The organism is Clostridium merdae (assembly GCF_900176635.1).
Lineage (GTDB): Bacteria > Bacillota > Clostridia > Oscillospirales > Acutalibacteraceae > Faecalispora > Faecalispora merdae.
The window spans coordinates 704,669-724,924 of sequence record NZ_FXLN01000003.1; the positions used below are offsets into that span (position 1 = coordinate 704,669).

Consider the following 20,256-nt stretch of genomic DNA (forward strand, 5'->3'; position numbering starts at 1 on the left):
TCCTTAATCCTCCCGGTATTCCTCCATGACAAAAGCTTCCAGAATGTCGCCTTCCTTTACATCGTTGAAGCGATCCAAACCGATACCGCAGTCGTAGCCCTCTGCCACTTCCTTTACGTCGTCTTTAAAGCGGCGCAGAGAGGCTATTTTATCTTCGGTAATTACGATTCCGTCACGCACCACGCGAACCTGGGCGTTTCTGATCAGTTTGCCGGATGTAATATGAGCGCCAATAATGATGCCCACATTGGTGATTTTGTAAATTTCACGTGCTTCTGCCTTGCCGAGAGCAATCTCGCGGAATTTCGGGGCAAGCATGCCCTTCATTGCAGATTCAATCTCGTCAATGCAATCATAAATAATGCGGTACAGTCGCATATCCACGCCGTCGCGCTTTGCGTTTTCTTCGGCAATGGGGTCTGGGCGAACGTTAAAGCCAACAACAATGGCATTGGAAGCATTCGCAAGCATTACGTCAGACTCACTGATGGCACCAACGCCACCATGAATGACAGAAACGCGAACCTCTTCGTTCGTGAGCTTCTCCAGAGACTGGCGAACCGCCTCCACAGAGCCCTGTACGTCTGCCTTAACAATGACTTGAAGAGTCTTCATTTCACCCTGCTGCATTTGGTCAAACAGGTTATCGAGCGTGACCTTGGTCTGCGCACGGAACTGCTCTTCCTTCTGCTCGTTGTAGCGTTGCTCAACTAGCTCACGAGCCAAGCGCTCATCGGAAACGGCATTGAGCGTATCACCACCGGAAGGTACTTCTCCAAGGCCGGTAATCTCAACCGGCATAGAGGGTCCTGCTTCCTGCACACGGTTACCACGGTCATCCATCATTGCACGCACACGGCCAACGCTGGAGCCAGCCACTACAATGTCGCCCACATGCAGGGTGCCGTTCTGCACCAGCACGGTTGCGATGGGTCCGCGACCCTTATCCAAACGAGCCTCAATAACCGTGCCCTTTGCAGCACGCTCGGGGTTCGCACGAAGCTCCTTCATATCGGCAACCAGCTGAATCATCTCTAACAAATCATCGATGCCCTGCTGTGTTTTGGCAGAAACGGGGATGCAAGGAGTTTCGCCGCCCCATTCTTCCGCAACAAGGCCGTATTCGGTTAGCTGCTGCTTTACATGGTCGGGATTCGCAGCGGGCTTATCCATTTTATTAACCGCTACAATGATGGAAACGCCTGCCGCCTTAGCATGGTTAATTGCCTCAATCGTCTGCGGCATCACACCGTCATCCGCAGCAACAACCAGCACTGCAATATCGGTTACCTGCGCACCACGGGCACGCATGGTGGTAAACGCTGCGTGGCCAGGGGTATCGAGGAAGGTAATGGGGCGATCCTGCACTTCAACGCGGTATGCGCCAATGTGCTGGGTAATGCCGCCCGCTTCGGAAGAAGTTACCTTTGCATTGCGAATGGCGTCAAGCAAAGAGGTTTTACCATGGTCAACGTGACCCATAACCACCACAACGGGGGCACGGGGAATCAGGTTGTCATCCTCATCTTCACTATCGTCAATAATTTGCTCTTCAATGGTTACAACAACCTCTTTTTCTACCTTTGCATGGAACTCCATGGCAACAAGGGAGGCGGTATCGTAATCAATGGTATCATTTACAGTAGCGAACACACCCATCGCCATCAACTTTTTGATGACTTCTGCCGCGGTTGCCTTCAGGCGAAGTGCAAACTCGCTGACGGTGAGCTCCTCTGGAATGGTAATTGTCATTTGCTTTTGCTTGCGCTCCTGCGCAATACGGCGCAAACGCTCGCCCTCGGTCTCACGGCGGGCATTTCTGGGCTTGCCGCGGTACTGCGAGCTACGCTGTGTCAGCTTTTGCTTTTTCACAACGTTGTCTGTCTTCACTTTTTCAGAAGCCATACGGTCATACTTTTCGTTGTAGCGGTCGAGCTCTACGTTAGAGGTACGAGTGTCTACAATACGCCCCTGGGGCTTACGAACCACATTGGAATCTGCAGCAGAGGCGGCAGGCGCATGGCTTTGATGCGGCTGTGCATTCTGGCCGTGGTGCTGGTTCTGCTGCGGGCGATTCTGACCCTGTTGCTGTGCAGGGCGCTGTTGGCTCTGCTGCGGGCGGTTTTGACCCTGCTGCTGGCCCTGAGGGGCAGTTGGTTTGGGGCCTACCGGTGTAATTTTACCCGGTTTAACCGCTTTACGCACGGGTGGCTGTGCCGCCGCCGGAGCCTGCTGCTGCACGGGTTGTGCAGGCTGTGGCTGTGCCGGTTGTGCTGCTTGCTGTACCGACGCAGGCGCTGCGGGCGCTTCCGCCTGAGCGGTAGCCTGCTGTGTTGCGTTCTGCGCATTATCTGCAAAATAGGCGTCTAAAGAGCCTGTGCTTTTCTGCTGAGTAATGGACTCAAACACCATATCCAGCTCTTTCTCGGTTAATGCAGTCATATGTTTTTTGGTTTCATCGCAATACTTTTGAATAATATCTAATACAACCTTATTCGGTACGTTAAGATCTTTCGCTACTTCGTGCACCCTGTATTTCATCATCATTAACTCATCCCTCCCGTTTGTCTGCCGCCTCATTGGCCAGCTCCGTCAACCTCTTAGCGAATCCCTGATCGTTTACTGCAATCACACCGATTTTTTTGCCAATTGCCATACCGATTTCATCCATGCCATCTGCAAGTATAAGGCAAGGCACCTCAGCCTGCTGAGCCGCCTTTTGCGCATGGGTGGCAGTGCGCGCAGAAACATCCTGCGCTAATACGATCAGTTTTGCTTCTCTCTTCTTCAAGGCTTCGTCTACGGCATCATGACCCAAACTGAGCCGGCCCGCGCGCCGGGCGATGCCTAAAAGAGAGAGAACCCGATTTGTCATTTTCCGATCTCCTCCTCCAGGCGGTCGTACACCTCCGGCGGTATAGCGCAGGAAAAAACCCGCTCAAACCGCTTGGACTTACGCGCCGCTCTCAGACAATTAATATCCTTACATACATAAGCACCGCGCCCGGGTTTACGGCCGATTAAATCCAGCGAAATCTCCCCTGGCCCAGTGACCTGCCCCGAATCATCTTTCACATCCGGCGCTTTCACCACCCGTACCAGCTCTTTTTTCGGTTTCATTTCTCCGCAGCCTGCGCACATACGCAGGGGCACGCGCTTTTGTATCATATAACACTTACTCCTTCCCGCGCAGCTGCGCGGCTTCTCTCCCTATTTTACATGGGATGGGAGGCTCCCCGGCCGATTGCCCTATGTTATTCTTCCTCTATTACCTCTGCTTTTTCAACAGCTACTGGCTCTTCGCCAAAAAAGCCACTTTCGGGCTTAATATCAATCTTCCAGCCGGTTAGCTTTGCAGCAAGGCGGGCGTTTTGGCCCTTGTTGCCAATGGCAAGCGAAAGCTGGCTATCCGGCACGGTAACGCGGCATACGCGAGAGCCATCCTCTGCCACCTGAACAGAAACAACGTCTGCCGGGGAAAGTGCGGAAGCAATAAACTGAGCGGGGTCTTCACTGTACTCCACAATGTCGATTTTCTCGCCGCCAAGCTCATTGACGATATTCGAAACACGGGCACCACGTGCACCAATGCATGCACCTACCGCGTCAACGTCTGCATTGTGGCTTTGCACCGCAAGCTTTGTGCGCGAACCTGCCTCGCGGGAAACTGCCTTAATCTCAACCACGCCGTCATAAATTTCAGGCACTTCGGTTTCAAACAGGCGCTTTACCAAGTCGGGGTGGGTACGGCTAATCATGGCACGGGGGCCTTTTTCCGTCTCTTTTACATCCACCACATAAACTTTTATATGGTCACCTTCACGCAGCTGCTCGTCGCCAACCTGCTCACTTTTGGGCAGCACGGCTTCTGCCTTGCCAATTTTAAGAGTAGCCGCTCCGGAACGGGGGTCTACACGCTCAACCAATGCGCTTACCAGCTCCTGATTTTTGCTTTGGAACTCCTGCATCATTTGCCCGCGCTCACCGTCGCGAATGCCCTGGCGAATAATATTTCTAGCAGTTTGAGCAGCGATTCTGCCAAACTCCTTGGTATTGAGCGCTACGTTGACCTTATCTTCCATACCTGCCGAGGGGTCGATTTCTCTAGCCTGCGCCAGCGAAATTTCTTTGCCCGGCTCTTCCACCTGCTCTACCACGGTTTTACGCAGGAACACTTCAAAATTACCGCGGGCGGCGTCCATGTTGATGAGCGCATCCTCATTGCCGTAGCTGTTCTTACAAGCGGTTAAAATCGCTTTTTTGATTTTATCCAGCATAAAATCGACCGGGATGCCACGTTCCTTTTCCAACAAATTCAAAGCCTCAAAAACTTCGCTGTTCATCTAACCTTACTCCTCTTCAAAATCGTCATCCAACAGGCGCACCGAGACGCTGTCTTTCTGAGCTATGGTCAATACTTCTTCCTCATCAACTTGCAGGCGGATTTCTCCATCTGCCAAAGAGAGCAGCTCCCCGTTAAGCTCCCGGCGGCCATCTGGCAGCGGGCGAATCAATTTAACCCGCACCGGCGAGCCGGTAAAATGCTCAAAATGCTCCGGGCGGGTCAATTCTCTGTTAATCCCCGGAGAACAAACCTCCAGGCAATAGCTTTGCTCAATTAAATCTTCTTCATCCAGCAGGGTGTTCAGCTCACGGCTGACCATTACGCAGTCATCCATACTAATACCCTCGGGTTTGTCAAGAAATACGCGCAAAAACCAATCTGCGCCCTCTTTTACAAAGCGAACGTCCCAAATTGTAACGCCTGTGCCGCTTGCGGCCTTCTCTGCCAACGCCCAAACAGCAGTTACGGTATTCCCCGATTTTTTCTTTGCAGCCAACGCTTTCACCTCATAGACAAACAAAAGAGCGGGTCACCCCACTCTTTCATCCTCACCGTTATTTACTCAAATTAGTATAGCATAATACTTTTTAAAATGCAACTTTAATTTCAGTTTTCAATCTGCCGCGCCAGAAAAGAAGCCGCGGCCTGCGTGAGCTTAATGTCGCTTGCATCCGGCTGTTCGGAAGAATCCCCCGCGAGCAGCACAACCGCTCCCATAACGTCGCTAGATGCAATGATGGGGTACACCACCGACGCAGCACGGTTAATGCCTTCTACCGGTTGCAGGGGTGGGCTGTTTTGGTCACGCACATACGTGTGGCGAGCGTGCATGGTCTCTTCCAAATCCTGCGAGACACGACGCTCCATATATTCTTTGCGAGATGCACCCGCTACTGCAATTACATGATCGCAGTCACATACAAGAGCTGGACGGTTTGCAATTTTACTCAACACATCTGCGTACTGTGCTGCAAAAGCAGACATCTCTCCAACGGCTGAATACTTCTTAAAAATAACGCCACCCTCGGCATCCGTAAATATTTCGAGAGGGTCGCCCTCACGGATTCTCAGAGTACGGCGGATTTCTTTTGGAATAACGACACGACCCAGATCATCAATTCTTCTGACAATTCCTGTTGCCTTCAAGATAATACTCCCTCCTGCGTTTTGATTTGTAATTATTATCCGCACTCTCTTTTCTGTTATTCATGCAGTTACCAATTCCGCCAAGGAATTCCTATGGAGGATTTTAACAATTGAATCGGAGGAATGCGCTGTTCTTTTGCCCCATTTTGGTGTATAATATACGCCATAAAGACGTGCATCGTCGCAAATAAATTTTTACATATTTTAACGCTCAAAAAAATTACCCAATACACAGGAGGAACTCCCGTTGAAACAAAGATTTTTACTTTTATCGGCCTTGCTAGTGCTGGCATTGGCTATGACCGGCTGCTCCGCACGCACTGCCGTAGACGCAAACGATTTTAAAACCATGGCCGAAGCGGCCGGTTACACCGTAACTGACAATACCGAACAGCTGAGCGGTGCAAAAAGCTATATGAGTGCAACCGATAAAAATGGCAATGAGCTGTACTACGCCGCTCTTGCAGACGACAGTGTTGCTCTGCGGATGTACAATTCATTAAAAGATGGAATTCAAACCGGCGGTAACAAACCCACAAATTTAGACTCCACCCCATACGCAAAGTATACGGTAACAAACGGCGAGCTTTATTACCGGGTAAGCCGAGTGAACAATACCGTGATTTACAGTAAGTGTTTAACCTCTGACCAATCAGTACTCGACAAAATGCTGGATTCGATTCACTACTAAATTTTTGTTTTAGGGAGTGTCTGCATGAAAAAAGTTTTGGTTTTATCGCGTTTATCCGATTCGCAAAAAGAGCGTCTGGAACAAAGCATTCCCGGTGCTGCAATTACTTATGCCACCTTTAAGACGGTAAGCGAGGAACAGCTTTATGAGGCTGAGATTATTTTTGGCAACCCGCCGCCTGAAAAGCTGGCCAAGCTGCCGAATTTGCGACTTCTGCAATTGAGAACTGCGGGCAGTGATAAATACGATGCCGAAGGTATTCTACCGCCCAACTGTAACATGATTAGCGCGAGCGGTGCATACGGAGTTGCTGTTTCAGAACACATGCTTGCTCTCACGCTCTCTTTTTGCAAAAAGCTTCACTTGTACCGAGACAACCAACTGCAATCCTTATGGAAGGACGAGGGCGAAGTGCAATCCATCTCCTCCATGAACATACTGGTGATTGGGGCAGGAGACATTGGTACCCATTATGCGCGTTTGTGCAAAGCGCTCGGCTCTTACACCATCGGTGTGCGTCGCTCGGGTGGTACACCAAACGGAGCTTTTGATGAAATGCACACGCTCAGTGAGCTCGAACAGCTTCTTCCCAAAGCGGATGCAGTGGCAATGGCGTTGCCGTATACGAGCGAGACACATCATTTTATGGACAAGCACCGGCTTGAGCTCATGAAGCCGGGTGCGTTACTGATTAACGGCGGTCGCGGTAAATCCGTAGACCAAGAAGCGGTTCGAAATGCTTTGCATAGCGGGCAGCTCGGCGGTTTTGTCACCGACGTTTGTGATCCCGAACCTCTGCCGGCAAGCGACCCCTTGTGGCAGGAGAAAAATGTGATTCTAACACCACACATTGCAGGGCTGTTCCATTTGCCCAAAACGCTGGATCTGGTGTTAGAGCTTGGCGCACGGAATATAAAGCGCTTTATCGAAAAAAACGCCTAATTACTTTATTAAGAATACGAAAAGTTCCCTACTCTTTTAGAGTGGGGATTTTTATTTGAGGATTTCAAGAAAGTTTTCAACAAGTTGTTAACTTTCTGTTGAAAACCAATTTTATTCTTCTTTTTCACTTGATTTTGCTGTTATTTTTTAATGCACTCTCGCCAATGCGCAGAGCGGGGCGAGGCTTCTGCTGGCACAGGGCTTTGCCCCTCATGCCGGGGCGGGCACAACCTTTCACGAAAGGGTGAAAGTAGGCAAAGGCCTTCCAAAGGGAGAGTATCGATTCTCTCCCTTTGGATTCCCTCTCAACGACCAAAGGCTCTGCCTTTGGTGAGTCTTTCCGCCTTTTCTCTTCATCGAGAAAAGGCGAGCCTGCCCCGGCTTGAAGGGCGAATGAAAAGAAAGAAGAAATTCTCTGCGGTGGCAGCCGCTTTAAAAACACTTAGACAAAATGAATGGCGCCAAGGCAAAGCCCCAGCGCCATCAAAATCTTGCGCCGTAGCGCAAAATTAAATTATTAAAAAAGCTTGCCTCCCGCAAAACCAAATATCGCGAGCGATAAAATACCTACATACAAAAACACCGATGGCAAACCTTGAAACGCTTTTGGCATATCGGGGTTTTTCAGCCGCTCCATAGCATGAGACAATACAAGAGCCGCCAAGAAGAACGCCACTCCTGACCCAATCGCATAGCCGGTAATCTGCCATTCATTCATACGAAATACTCTTTGAATAAAGGGCATCGACAAAACTAGGCAGTTAATGGCGGAGGAAGAAAAAACAGGCTCCAACCTTTTATAACGTGCCGCAAAAAATACGCGGTATATAAGAGCCGCAAGCAAATACAAAACCGCAACACACGCCGCAAAGATGGCGGGGCGGTAAAATGCAATGGGGCTCATTCCCGGAATCAACTTATTAATACCGATTCCAAGCCATGCAGAAAGAAGTGTAAATAAGCTCAATAGACCAGCATAAGAAAGCAAAATTTTGGGCCTGCGTGCCGCACGCAGTACGCGGCTAAAGCCAATTCCCCCACAGAAAATCACATTCTGTGCGGTAATCGCCAAAACTGCATAAAGAAATAACTGAGCTGCCATTTCCATTACTGCTTCGCCTTCCTTTCTGCCGCCAGTCGCTTCGCATTCATGTGCTGAATGAGAGCAGCAATCATACCCAGCAGCAAGAACCCAACCAACGGGTATGCCCCCGCGTGGTACACGCCGCCCGTATTTGCAACGAGCTTATCCCAAATCTCCCGGAATGCGGCAACCAAAAACAATACGGCGGAAAAGCCAGCCGTACAGCCCAAAGAATCCATTAGCACCGCTAGCGAAATATGCGTAGGCGCATAGTCATTCGCACGAGAAAGCACAATCGAGTTGCCTATCATTAAAATGGCATACACCCCTAAAGTCGATACCGTTTGCGGCAAAAGCCATTTGGTAAGATAAGCTGCTGGAATATACAAAATTCCAGAAAGCACTAAAGCCAAGGCCGGGCGAATCCATACTGGCACCTTGAGCCACCCGCTGAGAAGGCAAACCGGAAGCATCATCACCAACATCATGAGAGAGAGCACGGCAGCATTTTCTATACTATACCCCGCTCCCACTACAGGGAAGAGACCAAGCGCGCCAAGCGCCACAGGGTTACGGTAGACTAGACCATTGAGAAAAATGCCGATGCTTTCTTTTACCAATCGCTGCTGGATTGTTTTCTTAGAGCCCCGCGAAGCACTTTTGCGGCTGCCCTTTTCCATTATCTGCGGCTGTGCCTTGGTCTTCTTTTTATTGCTGCTCACTACGCCTTGCCTCCCTTCTTGTTAGAATGGCAATCACGAAGCTGTCAATCACCGGAGAAATCGCGTTCATAAGCAGCACCGCAAAGCATGCCGCCTGCTCAAAGGCGCCATAGCGGCGCATCAGCATAATCAGCACGCCGGCAACAGCACCATAAATTGCTTTGCCCACCTGTGTGCGGGGTGATGTAACGGGATCCGTTATTAAAAACACCGCGCAGAACAGTAACGAACCGGAGAGCATTTCATACTTTAATGAAGTAAGGGGAGTAACCATGATGCGTGGGAACAGCAGTGCCATGAGCCCTGCGGCTGCCAAAAAGCAAACGGTGATTCTCCAATTTACGGTTTTCTTCACGATTAAATAGACCGCGCAAGCGGCAATTACTAACACGGCAGTGGTGCCAATAGCACCGCTTGCATTGCCCCAAAGCATTTCAGAGGGAACTTGAAAGGGCTTTAGCCCCTCCTTTAACACCGATGAAGCGGACGGCTCTAAATATGAGAAGACCTTCTGCGGCCAAAAGACGGTAACAAACGCTACACCTGCGGCCGCCGGATTAAATGGGTTATTCCCGGTAAACCCAAACGGCACACGGGCAACCAGTACTGCAAACGCCGCTGCTGCCATAGGTAGCCATAAAGGTGCATACGGCGGCATTAGCATTGCAATGATTAAGCCGGTAACTACAAAGGATAACTCCGATATATTTACTTGACGCTTTGCAACCATACAAGCGGCTACCTCACAAATAAAGCAAGAGGCCATGGATACAAAAGCAATCAAAAGCACTTGCAGGCCATAATGAACAGTAGGCAAAGCCAACAGGAGTGCCAGCGCCAACAGCATGTCCTTAATCATGCTAGACACCGTTTGGCCACTGCGGAGAAACGGCGGTTTTTGTATTATAAGTTGCTGCATTCAGCGCTTATCCCCTTTCTTTGATTTCCATTGCGCGGGCTACCGCCTCGGCAAGCTCCAGCCCGGATGGACACACGACAGAGCAAGCGTTGCAGCCAACACAATGCTCGACCCGCAAAAGCTGCTTTGCATCGGGGAATTCCTGCCCCTGTATGCGGCGGTAAATATTCCAAGGCATAATCCCAACCGGGCAGGCTGCTTCGCACTTACCACACCCAATACACGGGAATACCTTTACGGTCTGTTTGGCCTCCGGCAGCACAATCAGGCAGCGAAGGTCTGCGGTAACCGGTGCAGAAAGGTCCTCCACACGGTTTCCAGTAATGGGCGAGCCAGCGATAACTGCCGTGCGTTTCTTACGCCCACAGGCTGCGAGCAGCTCCCCAATTGGCATGCCGAGCGGCACACGCAGGTTCTGCCAGCGAGATACGCCCTCCCCCGCAACGGTGATAACCGTGGTTGTTTGGGGAATTCCTCGCTCTGCTGCCTGTGCAAGCGCTTCCAGTGCCTGCACCCCGATTAAACCCGGGTGAAAGCCCTGCTTTCGTAATCTCTTGATTAACCCCGGCTGTGCGGGGTAACGACCACCGCTGCCAACCAGAAGATCTGCAATATGGCCTGACACATGCGAGTAGCTGCGCGCCCGCAAGCCGCTCACTACCGCAACGCCGGTCTTCTTCGCGCCAACTGCCAGAGCCGCAAGCTCCAGCCCTCTTTGTACCCCCTGCGGGTTCTCCCGCAGGACAGCCAAACCACTGCAAACAAAAGGCTCGTCATCCAGCACATTTGCACCAAGCCAATCAATTTTCATTCTTCTGAGGCGTTTTAGCTTCTTAAACAAGGGTATTCCATCATATTCATCAATAATCCCTGCTACTGCAGCAAGATGAATGAGCCCCTGTGGGGTAAGCTCTATTTCTGGAGCTCGCAGCGTTAGCTCCTGTTCCTCACCGTCCTGCTCAATCACCGCACAATCTACGGTGCCCCGCACCGGGTGGGAAAAGGTTTGAAAACCAGTAACGATGCCGCTTACTGGTGACGTAACGGCAACATGACTGCCCGGCATAGAAAGCTGTGAAAAGCGCAGTACCGTCTCTTGTACTCGCACACAGCGGTCTGAAATTGCCTGAGCACCCGGCAAGGGAACATGAAGTACCTTTGGCGCCGGCAGTACTAAAATCTTCGCTTTCATGGTACGGCTTTTTTGTTGTTCCAGACGAATACCGGAAGAAAAAAACGAAATCATTGAAATCACCTCTTACAAAATACCGGGGCCGTTAATATTATAGTAGTGAAGCTCTAAATGTGATTGGGGGTGTTCGATTGAAGACAAAAGCCCTGGATGCTTCTCACCTGCTGATCATCCTAACCGCACGGGAAACCCGAGCCTTGGGGCTAATGCAGGGACTAAGCTGGAACAGCCTGCACTGCCGTTTAACCATTGCCCGTATTTTTGCTGCGGCCTGCGCCAGTACCAACTTCACACTAAAAAGAGATCAGGTGGCGATTCGAGCGATGGCAACCGCAGACGGTGAAACCGTGCTAATGTTTACCGCGGTATCCCCAGCAAAGGCTAAAAAAGGAGAACCGCGTAAAATTTACCGGATTAAATGCTCCGGGCCCTATGTGTATGAACTGGAAAACGCCGGAGATCTACTAGACGTTTTGGAGCACCTATACCGCATTAACACCCTTGGCGGGTGCCAGCTCTTGCGGTACGGGAGCAACTACCGGCTGATTCTCTCCCCGTATTTTGCAATGAAAGAAAAAACAGAAGCATTTTTAAAAGAGTATGCCCGACTGCGCGGCATTGGGAAAACTGCCGCTGCATTGTGTATGGAACATGGTGAGCTTCTCTCACGTGATGCAGTAAATCAGGTAGGGGGCTGCCTTTAGCAACCGGCAGACTGCAGCTGCCGGATTGCCGCAGCGGGGTCAGCCGCTTTAAACACGCCTGTTCCCGCTACGCAAATATCTACGCCTGCCTGAGCACAGTCCAATACCGTTTGGGCGTTGATCCCTCCGTCTGCTTCAATCAAGACGGAGGGATTTTTCTCTTTTAACTGCCGTGCCTTCAAAAGCGGCTCCGGCATAAAGCTCTGCCCACCAAAGCCGGGCTCTACCGTCATGAGCAGCACCATGTATAGCTTGTCCAAATATGGAAAAATCGACTCAGCCGGTGTATTCGGCTTTAGCACCATAGCGGGCCTTACGCCATGAGACACAATTTCAGCGATTACCTCTGCCGGGTCATCTGCACATTCCACATGGAACGAAATAATATCTGCCCCAGCCTTTGCAAAATCGGCTATGTATCGTTTGGGGTGCTGTATCATCAGGTGAACATCAAACAGCATAGATGTATGAGGGCGCATGGCGGCAATTACCGGCGCACCAAAGGATATATTTGGCACAAAAGCGCCGTCCATTACATCCAAATGAACGTAATCGGCACCGCCATCCGTTATTTTTTTTAGTTCGTCCGCTAAATGGGAAAAATCGGAGGCTAACATTGAGGGTGCTACTAACATAGTTGAGAACTCCTTCCTGCGCAAGCGCAGCGGCTGTTTTTGGGGCAGATTCTCCCGCTGGGAGGTTCGGCGCCCCATTCTTTTTGCGAAGGGCACCGCTCCCCATTTCAATCTGTTCTATTTTACCCCAAATTCCACCCTTTTTCAAGCACAGTGTCATCCCTCAAAACACGTCCAAAAAGAAAATGCCCGCCACAGCCGAAACGACTGAGGCAGGCAATCTATTTGAAGCGGTACTCAATCTCGCCCGCATTCCATACTATGCGCTTAATCACACGAACGCCACTGCTTTTTAACCAGCAGCCACCAAACGCTGTGCCACTGCCGCTACCACAGGCATCGTCAGAATAGAAAACAACGTGCTCATTGCCACCATCTTACAGGCAAGGGGCACATCGTTCCCCAGCTTAATTGCAAACAGAACGGAGTTCATCCCAACCGGTGCTGCCATAAGAAGAACAGTGGTAATGAGCACTCCGGAATCGGGCTGAAGAAGCCACAGCGGTACCAAAAATACCGCCGGTACAACAACAAGGCGCAATACAGTAACCTTTAAGACCTCACTGTCTGAGAAAATCTCTTTTATCTTTAGCTGTGCCAAATAGGTACCTACCACAATCATAGCAAGCGGGGTGTTCATTGCACCCATAGAACCCATGGTAGCCATTATCGCTTCTGGCAGCTGTAATGAAAATGCAAACAACGGTAGACCCACCGCAAAGCTGATGGTGCCGGGGTTGAGCAAAGCGTTTTTCAGCATCTGCCTGCGGTCATCGCCACCGCCGCCCAGAAGAAGGTACCCATGCGTCCAAGTAAGCAGGTTAAAAGCCACTAGGCAAGCCGAAGCATACACAACGCCTGCATTGCCCAGAATCGCCTGTGCCAGCGGCAAACCCATAAACCCGCAGTTGGTATACACCACACCGTAACGCAGCATCCCGGCTCGTTTTGGTGATTGGGAGCGAAACAGAAGCTGCATTGCAAGGGCGGCAGCAATCATCCCGACCAAAAACAAACCGATGGTTAACAGGATGTTCCCGGTACTCACTGAGCCAGAATTCCCCTGCAATGCCGAGATGATAAGGCAAGGCCCTACAATATACAGGAGCAAATTCGTCAGCTGTGCGGCGCCGCGTGATGTAATGATGCGCTTTTTGTAGCAAAGGTACCCTACGCCCATCATTAAAAACATGACGAACACCTTCTCTGCCACAGTGAGAATCGATGCAAGCAAGGTTAGTCCTCCCTGTGGGTATCCGGTGATTCTTCTTCCGGTAAGGCTTCTTTTCCTTCCGCCTCTTGTGTCTCCTCCGGTTCTGCCGGCTCAAGTGCATCTAGCTCGGTATCGTTCGGTATGCTCTGCTCTTCTTTATCGTTTTCAAGCATTGCCTCAGTTCGTTTTTTCTCACGGTAAAAGGCCACGCTTACCACAGCCAGAGACAATGCAGTTACTCCACGCAGTATCCACCCCATATTCCCGGAGAACATGTGGTAATCTGGGTAGAGAATATTGGTCAGCCACCAGCCGCCTAAGAATAAAAAGTAAACTCCAGCGAAAATAAAAATCTTATTTTCCTGCCGAAGTTTGAAAATCATAATCAACCCTGCCGCAAACCAGATAACGGGGTAAAGATATGCCATCATTCCGTATTTCTCTCCTGTTCTCTTCACAGAGAATTTCCCGGGTTATTTCGTTACAAGGCGGCAAAAAAGCCTTGCCTGTATGCCCCTCGCTTTTGAAATGAAAACCCAAAATAATGTTCTAAGTATAATTCGCCCGGCGGGGAATGTCAAGGATTCCCGCATCGGCGCTAAATTGGGAGCACAATTTGCAAGCTCTAAACCGCGCTGCTGTTCAGGCAAAGTCGTACGCAAACGGCAAGTGTGAAGATGCTGGGCTCTTAAACGATATTCTTTGCAAACCGCCAGCAAACAGCAGCCCGCGAGCAAGCCTTGTAGAAGGCTTTGCATTGCCTGCATTGCAAATGCACCACCCGGTACGAGTAATCCCATAATTCCAGATAAAGCGCACAAGCCCCAAATTCCCTTTGTCCTCTTGCTACGTGGGCGCTTGCAAAGAAAAACGACCGCAGCTATCGCTAGAGTTACTAAGGTTACCACTGTACTCATTTTTAGCCCTCCGAAAACCGCTCATATGTTCGATTAGTGCTATTTTATCAAATGTATGTTCGATTTGCAAGAGGGTGAATCAAATTTTTTAATGAATGAAGCAGAGCCGCTCCCGCATTATAGATATTCTATACTGTGGTTTTATCCTGTAAGCTCTTTTTACCACTAAAAGCACAATCTATATGAAACCCCTTTCCAGAGGTTTTTTACATATTCTGCAATTCTATTTTACCATAATGGCAGTTGAAACAACAGCAATCTGCCAACTTTTCAAACGGCTTGTATTCGGTCTTTGTCCGCATCATGCCGTAAATAATTCTTACAGCCCTTCTGGTTATGCAGACAAAGGCTTGCGGCTTTGTTTTGCCTCGGCTTACATCAACCCGCAATGCGGGCTGCGGCATTTTGCATAGGTGATCGGAATTGGTGATACGGTCACCTGTCAGATGGTCGGATTATAAGAACACCCGCATTTACCAAGGGGTTACATGGTGGCCATTATTGACACCTGTGACTTTTAATGAAATGTTCAAATAAAAAAAGGCGGTTATTTCTGTTGAGATAACCGCCCTTGCATATCTAAACTATGATGGCAGGCTACTACACTTACACTATTTCTTATTAGCCAGCTATACCATCATATGCATCACCATATGGCACAAAATCATCTTTTAAAAAATACCAATACCCCCCTCCATTATTTATAAAGTGTTCTAACAATTCAGTAAATGATTTAGCAATTATCGGCATACCTCCCATTTCAGGATAACTATCCCAAAATGCTTTGTAGCATTGACCCATCCGCTCTTTATTAAAATCAATAACTGCATAATCCGAATTATACAAGTCAGCAATTATAAACCAATCTCTAGATATTTCGCTATCATAAGTTCCCTTTTCAATTTCGGCATTAATAATATCCTCACCAATAATTACTGGATTAGCAAAAACGACCTCTTCTGGCTTAACAATTTTAATAGCATAAGCAGCACCTTCAAACAGGCTCATACCTCCACAAAGACTATAAAACTCTTTTACATCGTCTGGGATTGCTAAATTATTTTCCACTTGTGGCATCCTCGATGGAGGTAGCACAATGCAATTGGGTAAAGTCTTTGCTTTAGCAATTAACTTTTTAATATTCATAAACACTTCACTCCATTACTTTTCTAGTCCATAAATATATCTATGAAATTCTTGATAGTAATCTCTTCAGACAATTTTTGTATTTGCTATGGAAAGATACTTTTCCAATCAACTTGCCCTTTGAATCCATAGTTTTCATATTACCATTTTCCAAATACAGACTTTGTTGCATTGTGTTGTTCTGGCGTTAATGCCATTGCTGTTTAATCGGCAGGTCTGGATTTATAACCAGGAATATTTTTCTGTGCCCGCATATCCATTACTCCATAATAATTTTGAATGCCTGGTGTTTTATCTCCATACTTAACTATATCAAATGACTTTACATTGCCAGCCTCACTTACTCCCGTGTAAGGAGTGCTCTGCTTCTCTAATTTTTCAAAAAAACGGACCGAGTATTGTAAAGCCTCTTTTACAACAAGCTTCCCTTTGAAAGGAAAATGGGTGCAAATACCAAAGCGATGATAGACATCAGCTTAATCAGCGTGTTCAGCGCAGGGCCAGATGTATCCTTAAACGGATCCCCTACCGTGTCACCTACAACTGCCGCCTTATGAGCATGGCTGCCTTTACCGCCGTGATTCCCCTGCTCAATGTATTTTTTCGCATTATCCCATGCGCCACCGGAGTTTGCCATGAAAATAGCCATCATCACACCGGTAACCAAAGCACCTGCCAATGTACCTCCCAATGCTTGTACACCCAGCAAAAGCCCTACTGCCACCGGAGTCATAATTGCAATTAGTCCCGGAGCAAGCATTTCTTTTAACGCGGCACGCGTAGAAATTGCCACGCACTTTTTATAATCCGGCTTTTGGGTACCGTTCATAATGCCGGGCATGGTGTGAAACTGGCGACGCACCTCTTCTATCATTTCAAAAGCGGCCTTGCCAACCGATTCCATAGTAAACGCAGAGAACAGGAACGGCATCATACCACCAATAAGTAAGCCAATCATAACACGAGGCTCCAGAATGCTAATGGAGTCAAGCTCAACTGCCTCCGCATACGAAACAAACAGGGAAAGTGCGGTCAGCGCCGCCGAACCAATTGCAAAGCCTTTTCCTACTGCCGCTGTGGTGTTACCCACCGCATCAAGCTGGTCGGTAATCTCACGCACGGAAGAATCCATCCCGCTCATCTCTGCAATACCGCCTGCGTTATCTGCAATTGGGCCGTAGGCATCAATTGCAACCGTAATCCCTGTGGTGGAGAGCATCCCCAAAGCGGCAAGAGCAATGCCATACAAACCGCCAACCGAGTAAGACACAAAAATGGCGGCACAAATCGTGAGCAGAGGAATGGTAACGGATGTCATTCCGACTGCAAGACCACTGATGATATTGGTTGCCGAGCCCGTTTCAGACTGACGGGCAATTTTTTTCACAAACCCAAATTCGGCAGAGGTGTATACTTCCGTTAAAATTCCAATCAAAACACCGGCCAAAAGACCGGCCACCACGGCAAAGCCCGGCATAAGGCCATCGAACAGCCAGTTGCTAAGCAGGAGCGCGCCGATCATTACGACAATGCTCGCAAAGTGCGTGCCGCTGTCGAGCGCACGCTTGGGATTCTTCTGATTGCTCATGCGTATTAGAATCGTTCCGATGACAGAAGCAAAAATGCCAACTGCCGCCAGCAGCAGCGGGAACAACGCTCCCTTTTCGCCGAAAACAGCCAATCCCAAAGAAATGGCGGAAACGATGGATACGGAATAGGACTCAAACAAATCGGCTCCCATGCCGGCTACGTCGCCTACGTTGTCACCCACATTGTCGGCAATAACCGCCGGGTTACGCGGGTCATCCTCCGGAATCCCTTTTTCAACCTTTCCTACCAAGTCGGCGCCTACGTCTGCCGCTTTGGTGTAAATACCACCGCCCACTCGCGCAAACAGCGCAATGGAGGAAACGCCCAAGCTGTAATTAAAGAGAATATTGGGGTCGCGTACGAAATAATACAGCATTCCTACGCCCAAAAGGCCAAGACCCACCACGCTCAGCCCGGTTACAGCACCACCGGAAAATGCAATACCAAGTGCACGGTGCATTCCGTGCTCTTTTGCCGCATTGGCTGTGCGCACATTTGCGCGGGTAGCGATGTTCATGCCAAAAAAGCCTGCCAGTATGGAAGAAACCGCTCCCATTAAAAATGCGCCTGCCCCCAAAAAGCCAGACACTGCTGAAATAAGTGCAAATACCACAACAATGAAGACTGCCAGAATCTTGTATTCTGCCCATAAAAAAGCGTTTGCCCCATCTCGAATTGCCGCTGCAATTTCTTTCATCCGCTCTGTGCCTTCCGCTTGTGCGGTTACCTGCCTTGCCAAAATCGCCGCTGAAAGCAGCGCGACCAGCGCAGCACCTGCTGCTAGGTAATAGTACAAATCCATTCTAATTTTCTCCTCTGTATTCGTTTTTCTTAAATGCGGTTGATACATAATTCATTCGTGCTACGTGCGTTCCCGAAAAGCAAAACCGCATAAAAAAATAAAGATATGTTGCGCAATTATACCATGTTGAAAAGTTGAGAGTCAAGAAACAAGCCATTTTTAGAGTAAATTGTAAAAAACATTTAAGAATTATGCACAAAATTCGATGGACTTCGCGCTTTCTTTCTTTTTACGAAAACTAAACGAAGCTTGCTTTTATCGCAGTAAAACATTCATATTGAGTGGATAACGCAAAAAAAGGAACGGCAGAAATTCTGCCATTCCTTTTTCATTTTTTACGCAAGCCGTGGTCAGTCTAGAACATAAATCAGCATATTGCGAACACCAAAGCTGTTGCACTGGCTCTCAGTATCGTAATACAAGTCAACCAGTACACGACCGCTGCGCATTGCACCGCCGGTGTCGGCTGCCTCGGCATAACCGTACACTACCTTTCCATTGGGCGAGGTAATATACAATTTTGTTCCATAGGGAATCACTTTTGGGTCAACCGCTACATAGCCAACCTGAGCCAGCTTACCGGTTGAGGTGCGACCGCCGTTTGAGGTATACGCCGTCGCCTTGCCTTTAATGACTTTGCGATAATTTACCTGCTTACCGTTACTGTCTGTAAAGGTAGGTGTAGCAGATACTTCTTCCTCCTGATCAGCAGGGGAAACCAGCTTTACTTCGGCAACCGGTTGTTTCACAATAGCACTGCTAACGGTTTCGGAGTCTTCCACCGTACCGTCCACAAGCTTCTCGCGAACAACTACTTCGCGCTGGCCTTGTTCACCAACCGTTGTGACACGAAAAGCACCAGGAGAAACCGTGTCGCTCTCTTTTTCAACAGTCGTAAAAGGAACATCTTCTGTTTTCTTTACTTCACGATAAGTCACTCTCTTAACAGCCACTACAAGGCCATCTCCCACCGGTGTATCGAGGGAGGGGGTAACGATGTCGTCTTTCCCCAGAGTAATGCCGCTCTCTTTTAAAGCCTGCTTCACGGTTCCTTCTGAGACCGTGGGGCTGCGGAAGCCTCCATCAAACAATACATGAATTCCATACTGCTTTGTTAGCTTTACCTGGTCGCCCGAGGTCAACTCCTGGTCAAGCGGTACATTCAGCTTATCTTTTCCACTAACCTGTACGCCAGCCTTTTGGAGTGCCTGAGCAGCGGTTTCATTCGTGTACATAATCACAGGAGTGGTTTTGCCCTTAGCAGATACGTTTACTTCGTATCCTCTGCGAATATGAATGAAGATTCCATGCTCGTCATTTCTAGTTACCACATCGTGGGGGCCTACCTCAACTTGGGCCTGTGCCAAAATGTCTTCGGTTTTGGAAGACAGCACTTGAATGGTATACGTGTTATTATCATCCACGATGGTTGCGGCAATGGTTGTTGCAACCGCTGTTACGACTGAACTTAAAAAAATAATCATCGTTAGCGCAAACGCTACGAATTTTTTAGCCGGAAAATGTAGTTCCAACTGCATTGTCTCCTTTCTTCTTCCTCAACTGCTCTGAAAATGAAAAAACCGCAAAGAAGCTTTGCGTCGTTGAGGTAAGGAATTCGGATTTCGTTGATGGCGTTATTATATCTGCACAATATGAATGCTGTCAAATTCAATTCCATTGTATTTTTGTACTGTTTGCACAATTGAAAAATCGAATAATTCTTTTAAAGATATTATAAACGCCTCTTTTCTTCGAATTTCTTTTTTTTCGTCGGGAAAACGTCCCCCCCTTTCTGTGCAAACTGTAAGAAAATGAACGGTTACAAACTTGTTACAATCATTACAAGGCTGTTTTTCTTTGTAAAATAAGAGATTATTTCGGCATAAAATCATAAGCAATACCGTAACTCACATTTAAAAAATTCAGCTATAGCTAGATTTTTAACATATTTTTGTTTTTCTACATTGGAATTACATAACCTGTAAGAAATTGTCTTTTCCTACCGAAAAATAAGTTTAAAAAATAACAGTTTGAAACAGAGTGATAACCGCTTTTTACACGGCAAAAGCGGAGTTTTAAGGAGACCTACTGTTTCACATTTTCATAAAAAGCCAGAGTATAATCGCATGTATTTGTAATTATTTACCTGTTAATAATTGACTATTTGTTATGTACCGAAAGACAAAGTCGAATTAATTCACTTTTTAT

The 20,256-nt window shown here is 48.5% G+C and carries 20 protein-coding genes; 3 read left to right on the forward strand and 17 right to left on the reverse strand.

The window, feature by feature from the left end:
• Positions 1-3 precede the first annotated feature (3 nt).
• The 6 genes from infB to CAN90_RS05200 all read right to left on the reverse strand — a co-directional run bounded on the left by infB (position 4) and on the right by CAN90_RS05200 (position 5,491).
• Positions 4-2,547, reverse strand: coding sequence for a translation initiation factor IF-2 (infB, locus tag CAN90_RS05175; protein ID WP_085832758.1), 2,544 nt, complete (start codon positions 2,545-2,547; stop codon positions 4-6).
• A gap of 4 nt (positions 2,548-2,551) precedes the next feature.
• Positions 2,552-2,875 carry a L7Ae/L30e/S12e/Gadd45 family ribosomal protein gene (locus tag CAN90_RS05180; RefSeq protein WP_085832759.1) on the reverse strand — a complete coding sequence of 108 codons (324 nt, stop codon included), beginning with the start codon at positions 2,873-2,875 and terminating at the stop codon, positions 2,552-2,554.
• Positions 2,872-3,168: an RNase P modulator RnpM gene (rnpM, locus tag CAN90_RS05185; protein WP_085832760.1), complete on the reverse strand. Its 297-nt coding sequence runs from the start codon at positions 3,166-3,168 to the stop codon at positions 2,872-2,874. Before rnpM ends, CAN90_RS05180 begins: the two co-directional genes overlap by 4 nt.
• An 86-nt stretch (positions 3,169-3,254) precedes the next feature.
• Positions 3,255-4,343: a transcription termination factor NusA gene (nusA, locus tag CAN90_RS05190; protein ID WP_085832761.1), complete on the reverse strand. Its 1,089-nt coding sequence runs from the start codon at positions 4,341-4,343 to the stop codon at positions 3,255-3,257.
• 6 nt (positions 4,344-4,349) lie between these two features.
• On the reverse strand, positions 4,350-4,865 hold the full coding sequence (locus tag CAN90_RS05195) for a ribosome maturation factor RimP (RefSeq protein ID WP_085832762.1): 516 nt from the start codon (positions 4,863-4,865) through the stop codon (positions 4,350-4,352).
• 86 nt (positions 4,866-4,951) lie between these two features.
• The gene (locus CAN90_RS05200; RefSeq protein WP_009061913.1) at positions 4,952-5,491 is read right to left on the reverse strand and encodes a stage V sporulation T C-terminal domain-containing protein; all 540 of its coding nucleotides are present in this window, start codon (positions 5,489-5,491) and stop codon (positions 4,952-4,954) included.
• A 247-nt stretch (positions 5,492-5,738) separates the two neighbouring features.
• Here CAN90_RS05200 and CAN90_RS05205 point away from each other — a divergent pair, with 247 nt between their 5' ends.
• Both CAN90_RS05205 and CAN90_RS05210 read left to right on the forward strand, forming a co-directional pair.
• Entirely contained in the window at positions 5,739-6,182 is a 444-nt protein-coding gene (locus tag CAN90_RS05205; protein ID WP_085832763.1) for a hypothetical protein, read from the forward strand.
• Positions 6,183-6,206: 24 nt separating this feature from the next.
• Positions 6,207-7,124 (forward strand): D-2-hydroxyacid dehydrogenase, encoded by a 918-nt coding sequence (locus tag CAN90_RS05210; RefSeq protein ID WP_085832764.1) that lies wholly within the window; start codon positions 6,207-6,209, stop codon positions 7,122-7,124.
• A 517-nt stretch (positions 7,125-7,641) separates the two neighbouring features.
• Here the strand turns inward: CAN90_RS05210 and CAN90_RS05220 are convergent.
• Genes CAN90_RS05220 through CAN90_RS05235 form a run of 4 tightly spaced genes read right to left on the reverse strand, consistent with a single transcriptional unit; the run spans position 7,642 to position 11,095 of the window.
• Positions 7,642-8,232: an Rnf-Nqr domain containing protein gene (locus CAN90_RS05220; RefSeq protein WP_085832766.1), complete on the reverse strand. Its 591-nt coding sequence runs from the start codon at positions 8,230-8,232 to the stop codon at positions 7,642-7,644.
• Positions 8,232-8,930 (reverse strand): Rnf-Nqr domain containing protein, encoded by a 699-nt coding sequence (locus CAN90_RS05225; protein ID WP_085832767.1) that lies wholly within the window; start codon positions 8,928-8,930, stop codon positions 8,232-8,234. The genes CAN90_RS05220 and CAN90_RS05225 overlap by 1 nt, the downstream gene beginning before the upstream one ends.
• The gene (locus tag CAN90_RS05230) at positions 8,917-9,849 is read right to left on the reverse strand and encodes an RnfABCDGE type electron transport complex subunit D (RefSeq protein ID WP_085832768.1); all 933 of its coding nucleotides are present in this window, start codon (positions 9,847-9,849) and stop codon (positions 8,917-8,919) included. The genes CAN90_RS05225 and CAN90_RS05230 overlap by 14 nt, the downstream gene beginning before the upstream one ends.
• A gap of 7 nt (positions 9,850-9,856) precedes the next feature.
• Positions 9,857-11,095, reverse strand: coding sequence for a 4Fe-4S dicluster domain-containing protein (locus CAN90_RS05235; RefSeq protein ID WP_085832769.1), 1,239 nt, complete (start codon positions 11,093-11,095; stop codon positions 9,857-9,859).
• A gap of 77 nt (positions 11,096-11,172) precedes the next feature.
• On the opposite strand from CAN90_RS05235, the gene CAN90_RS05240 reads away from it, so the two are divergent.
• A complete protein-coding gene (locus CAN90_RS05240) occupies positions 11,173-11,745 on the forward strand; it encodes a hypothetical protein (RefSeq protein WP_085832770.1) in 573 nt (190 codons plus the stop codon).
• Here the strand turns inward: CAN90_RS05240 and rpe are convergent.
• The 7 genes from rpe to CAN90_RS05285 all read right to left on the reverse strand — a co-directional run bounded on the left by rpe (position 11,742) and on the right by CAN90_RS05285 (position 19,580).
• On the reverse strand, positions 11,742-12,380 hold the full coding sequence (gene rpe, locus CAN90_RS05245) for a ribulose-phosphate 3-epimerase (protein WP_085832771.1): 639 nt from the start codon (positions 12,378-12,380) through the stop codon (positions 11,742-11,744). The two genes, CAN90_RS05240 and rpe, sit on opposite strands and share 4 nt — an antisense overlap.
• 292 nt (positions 12,381-12,672) lie before the next feature.
• Complete coding sequence (locus CAN90_RS05255) at positions 12,673-13,614, reverse strand: AEC family transporter (protein ID WP_085832773.1); 942 nt, start codon at positions 13,612-13,614, stop codon at positions 12,673-12,675.
• 2 nt (positions 13,615-13,616) lie between these two features.
• Complete coding sequence (locus CAN90_RS05260; protein WP_242953577.1) at positions 13,617-14,024, reverse strand: hypothetical protein; 408 nt, start codon at positions 14,022-14,024, stop codon at positions 13,617-13,619.
• A gap of 42 nt (positions 14,025-14,066) precedes the next feature.
• A complete protein-coding gene (locus CAN90_RS13825; protein WP_085832774.1) occupies positions 14,067-14,510 on the reverse strand; it encodes a hypothetical protein in 444 nt (147 codons plus the stop codon).
• Positions 14,511-15,131: 621 nt separating this feature from the next.
• Positions 15,132-15,656: an SMI1/KNR4 family protein gene (locus CAN90_RS05275; RefSeq protein ID WP_085832776.1), complete on the reverse strand. Its 525-nt coding sequence runs from the start codon at positions 15,654-15,656 to the stop codon at positions 15,132-15,134.
• Between the two features lie 412 nt (positions 15,657-16,068).
• On the reverse strand, positions 16,069-18,048 hold the full coding sequence (locus tag CAN90_RS05280; protein WP_085832777.1) for a sodium-translocating pyrophosphatase: 1,980 nt from the start codon (positions 18,046-18,048) through the stop codon (positions 16,069-16,071).
• A gap of 350 nt (positions 18,049-18,398) precedes the next feature.
• Complete coding sequence (locus CAN90_RS05285) at positions 18,399-19,580, reverse strand: 3D domain-containing protein (RefSeq protein ID WP_085832778.1); 1,182 nt, start codon at positions 19,578-19,580, stop codon at positions 18,399-18,401.
• Between the last annotated feature and the right edge of the window lie 676 nt (positions 19,581-20,256).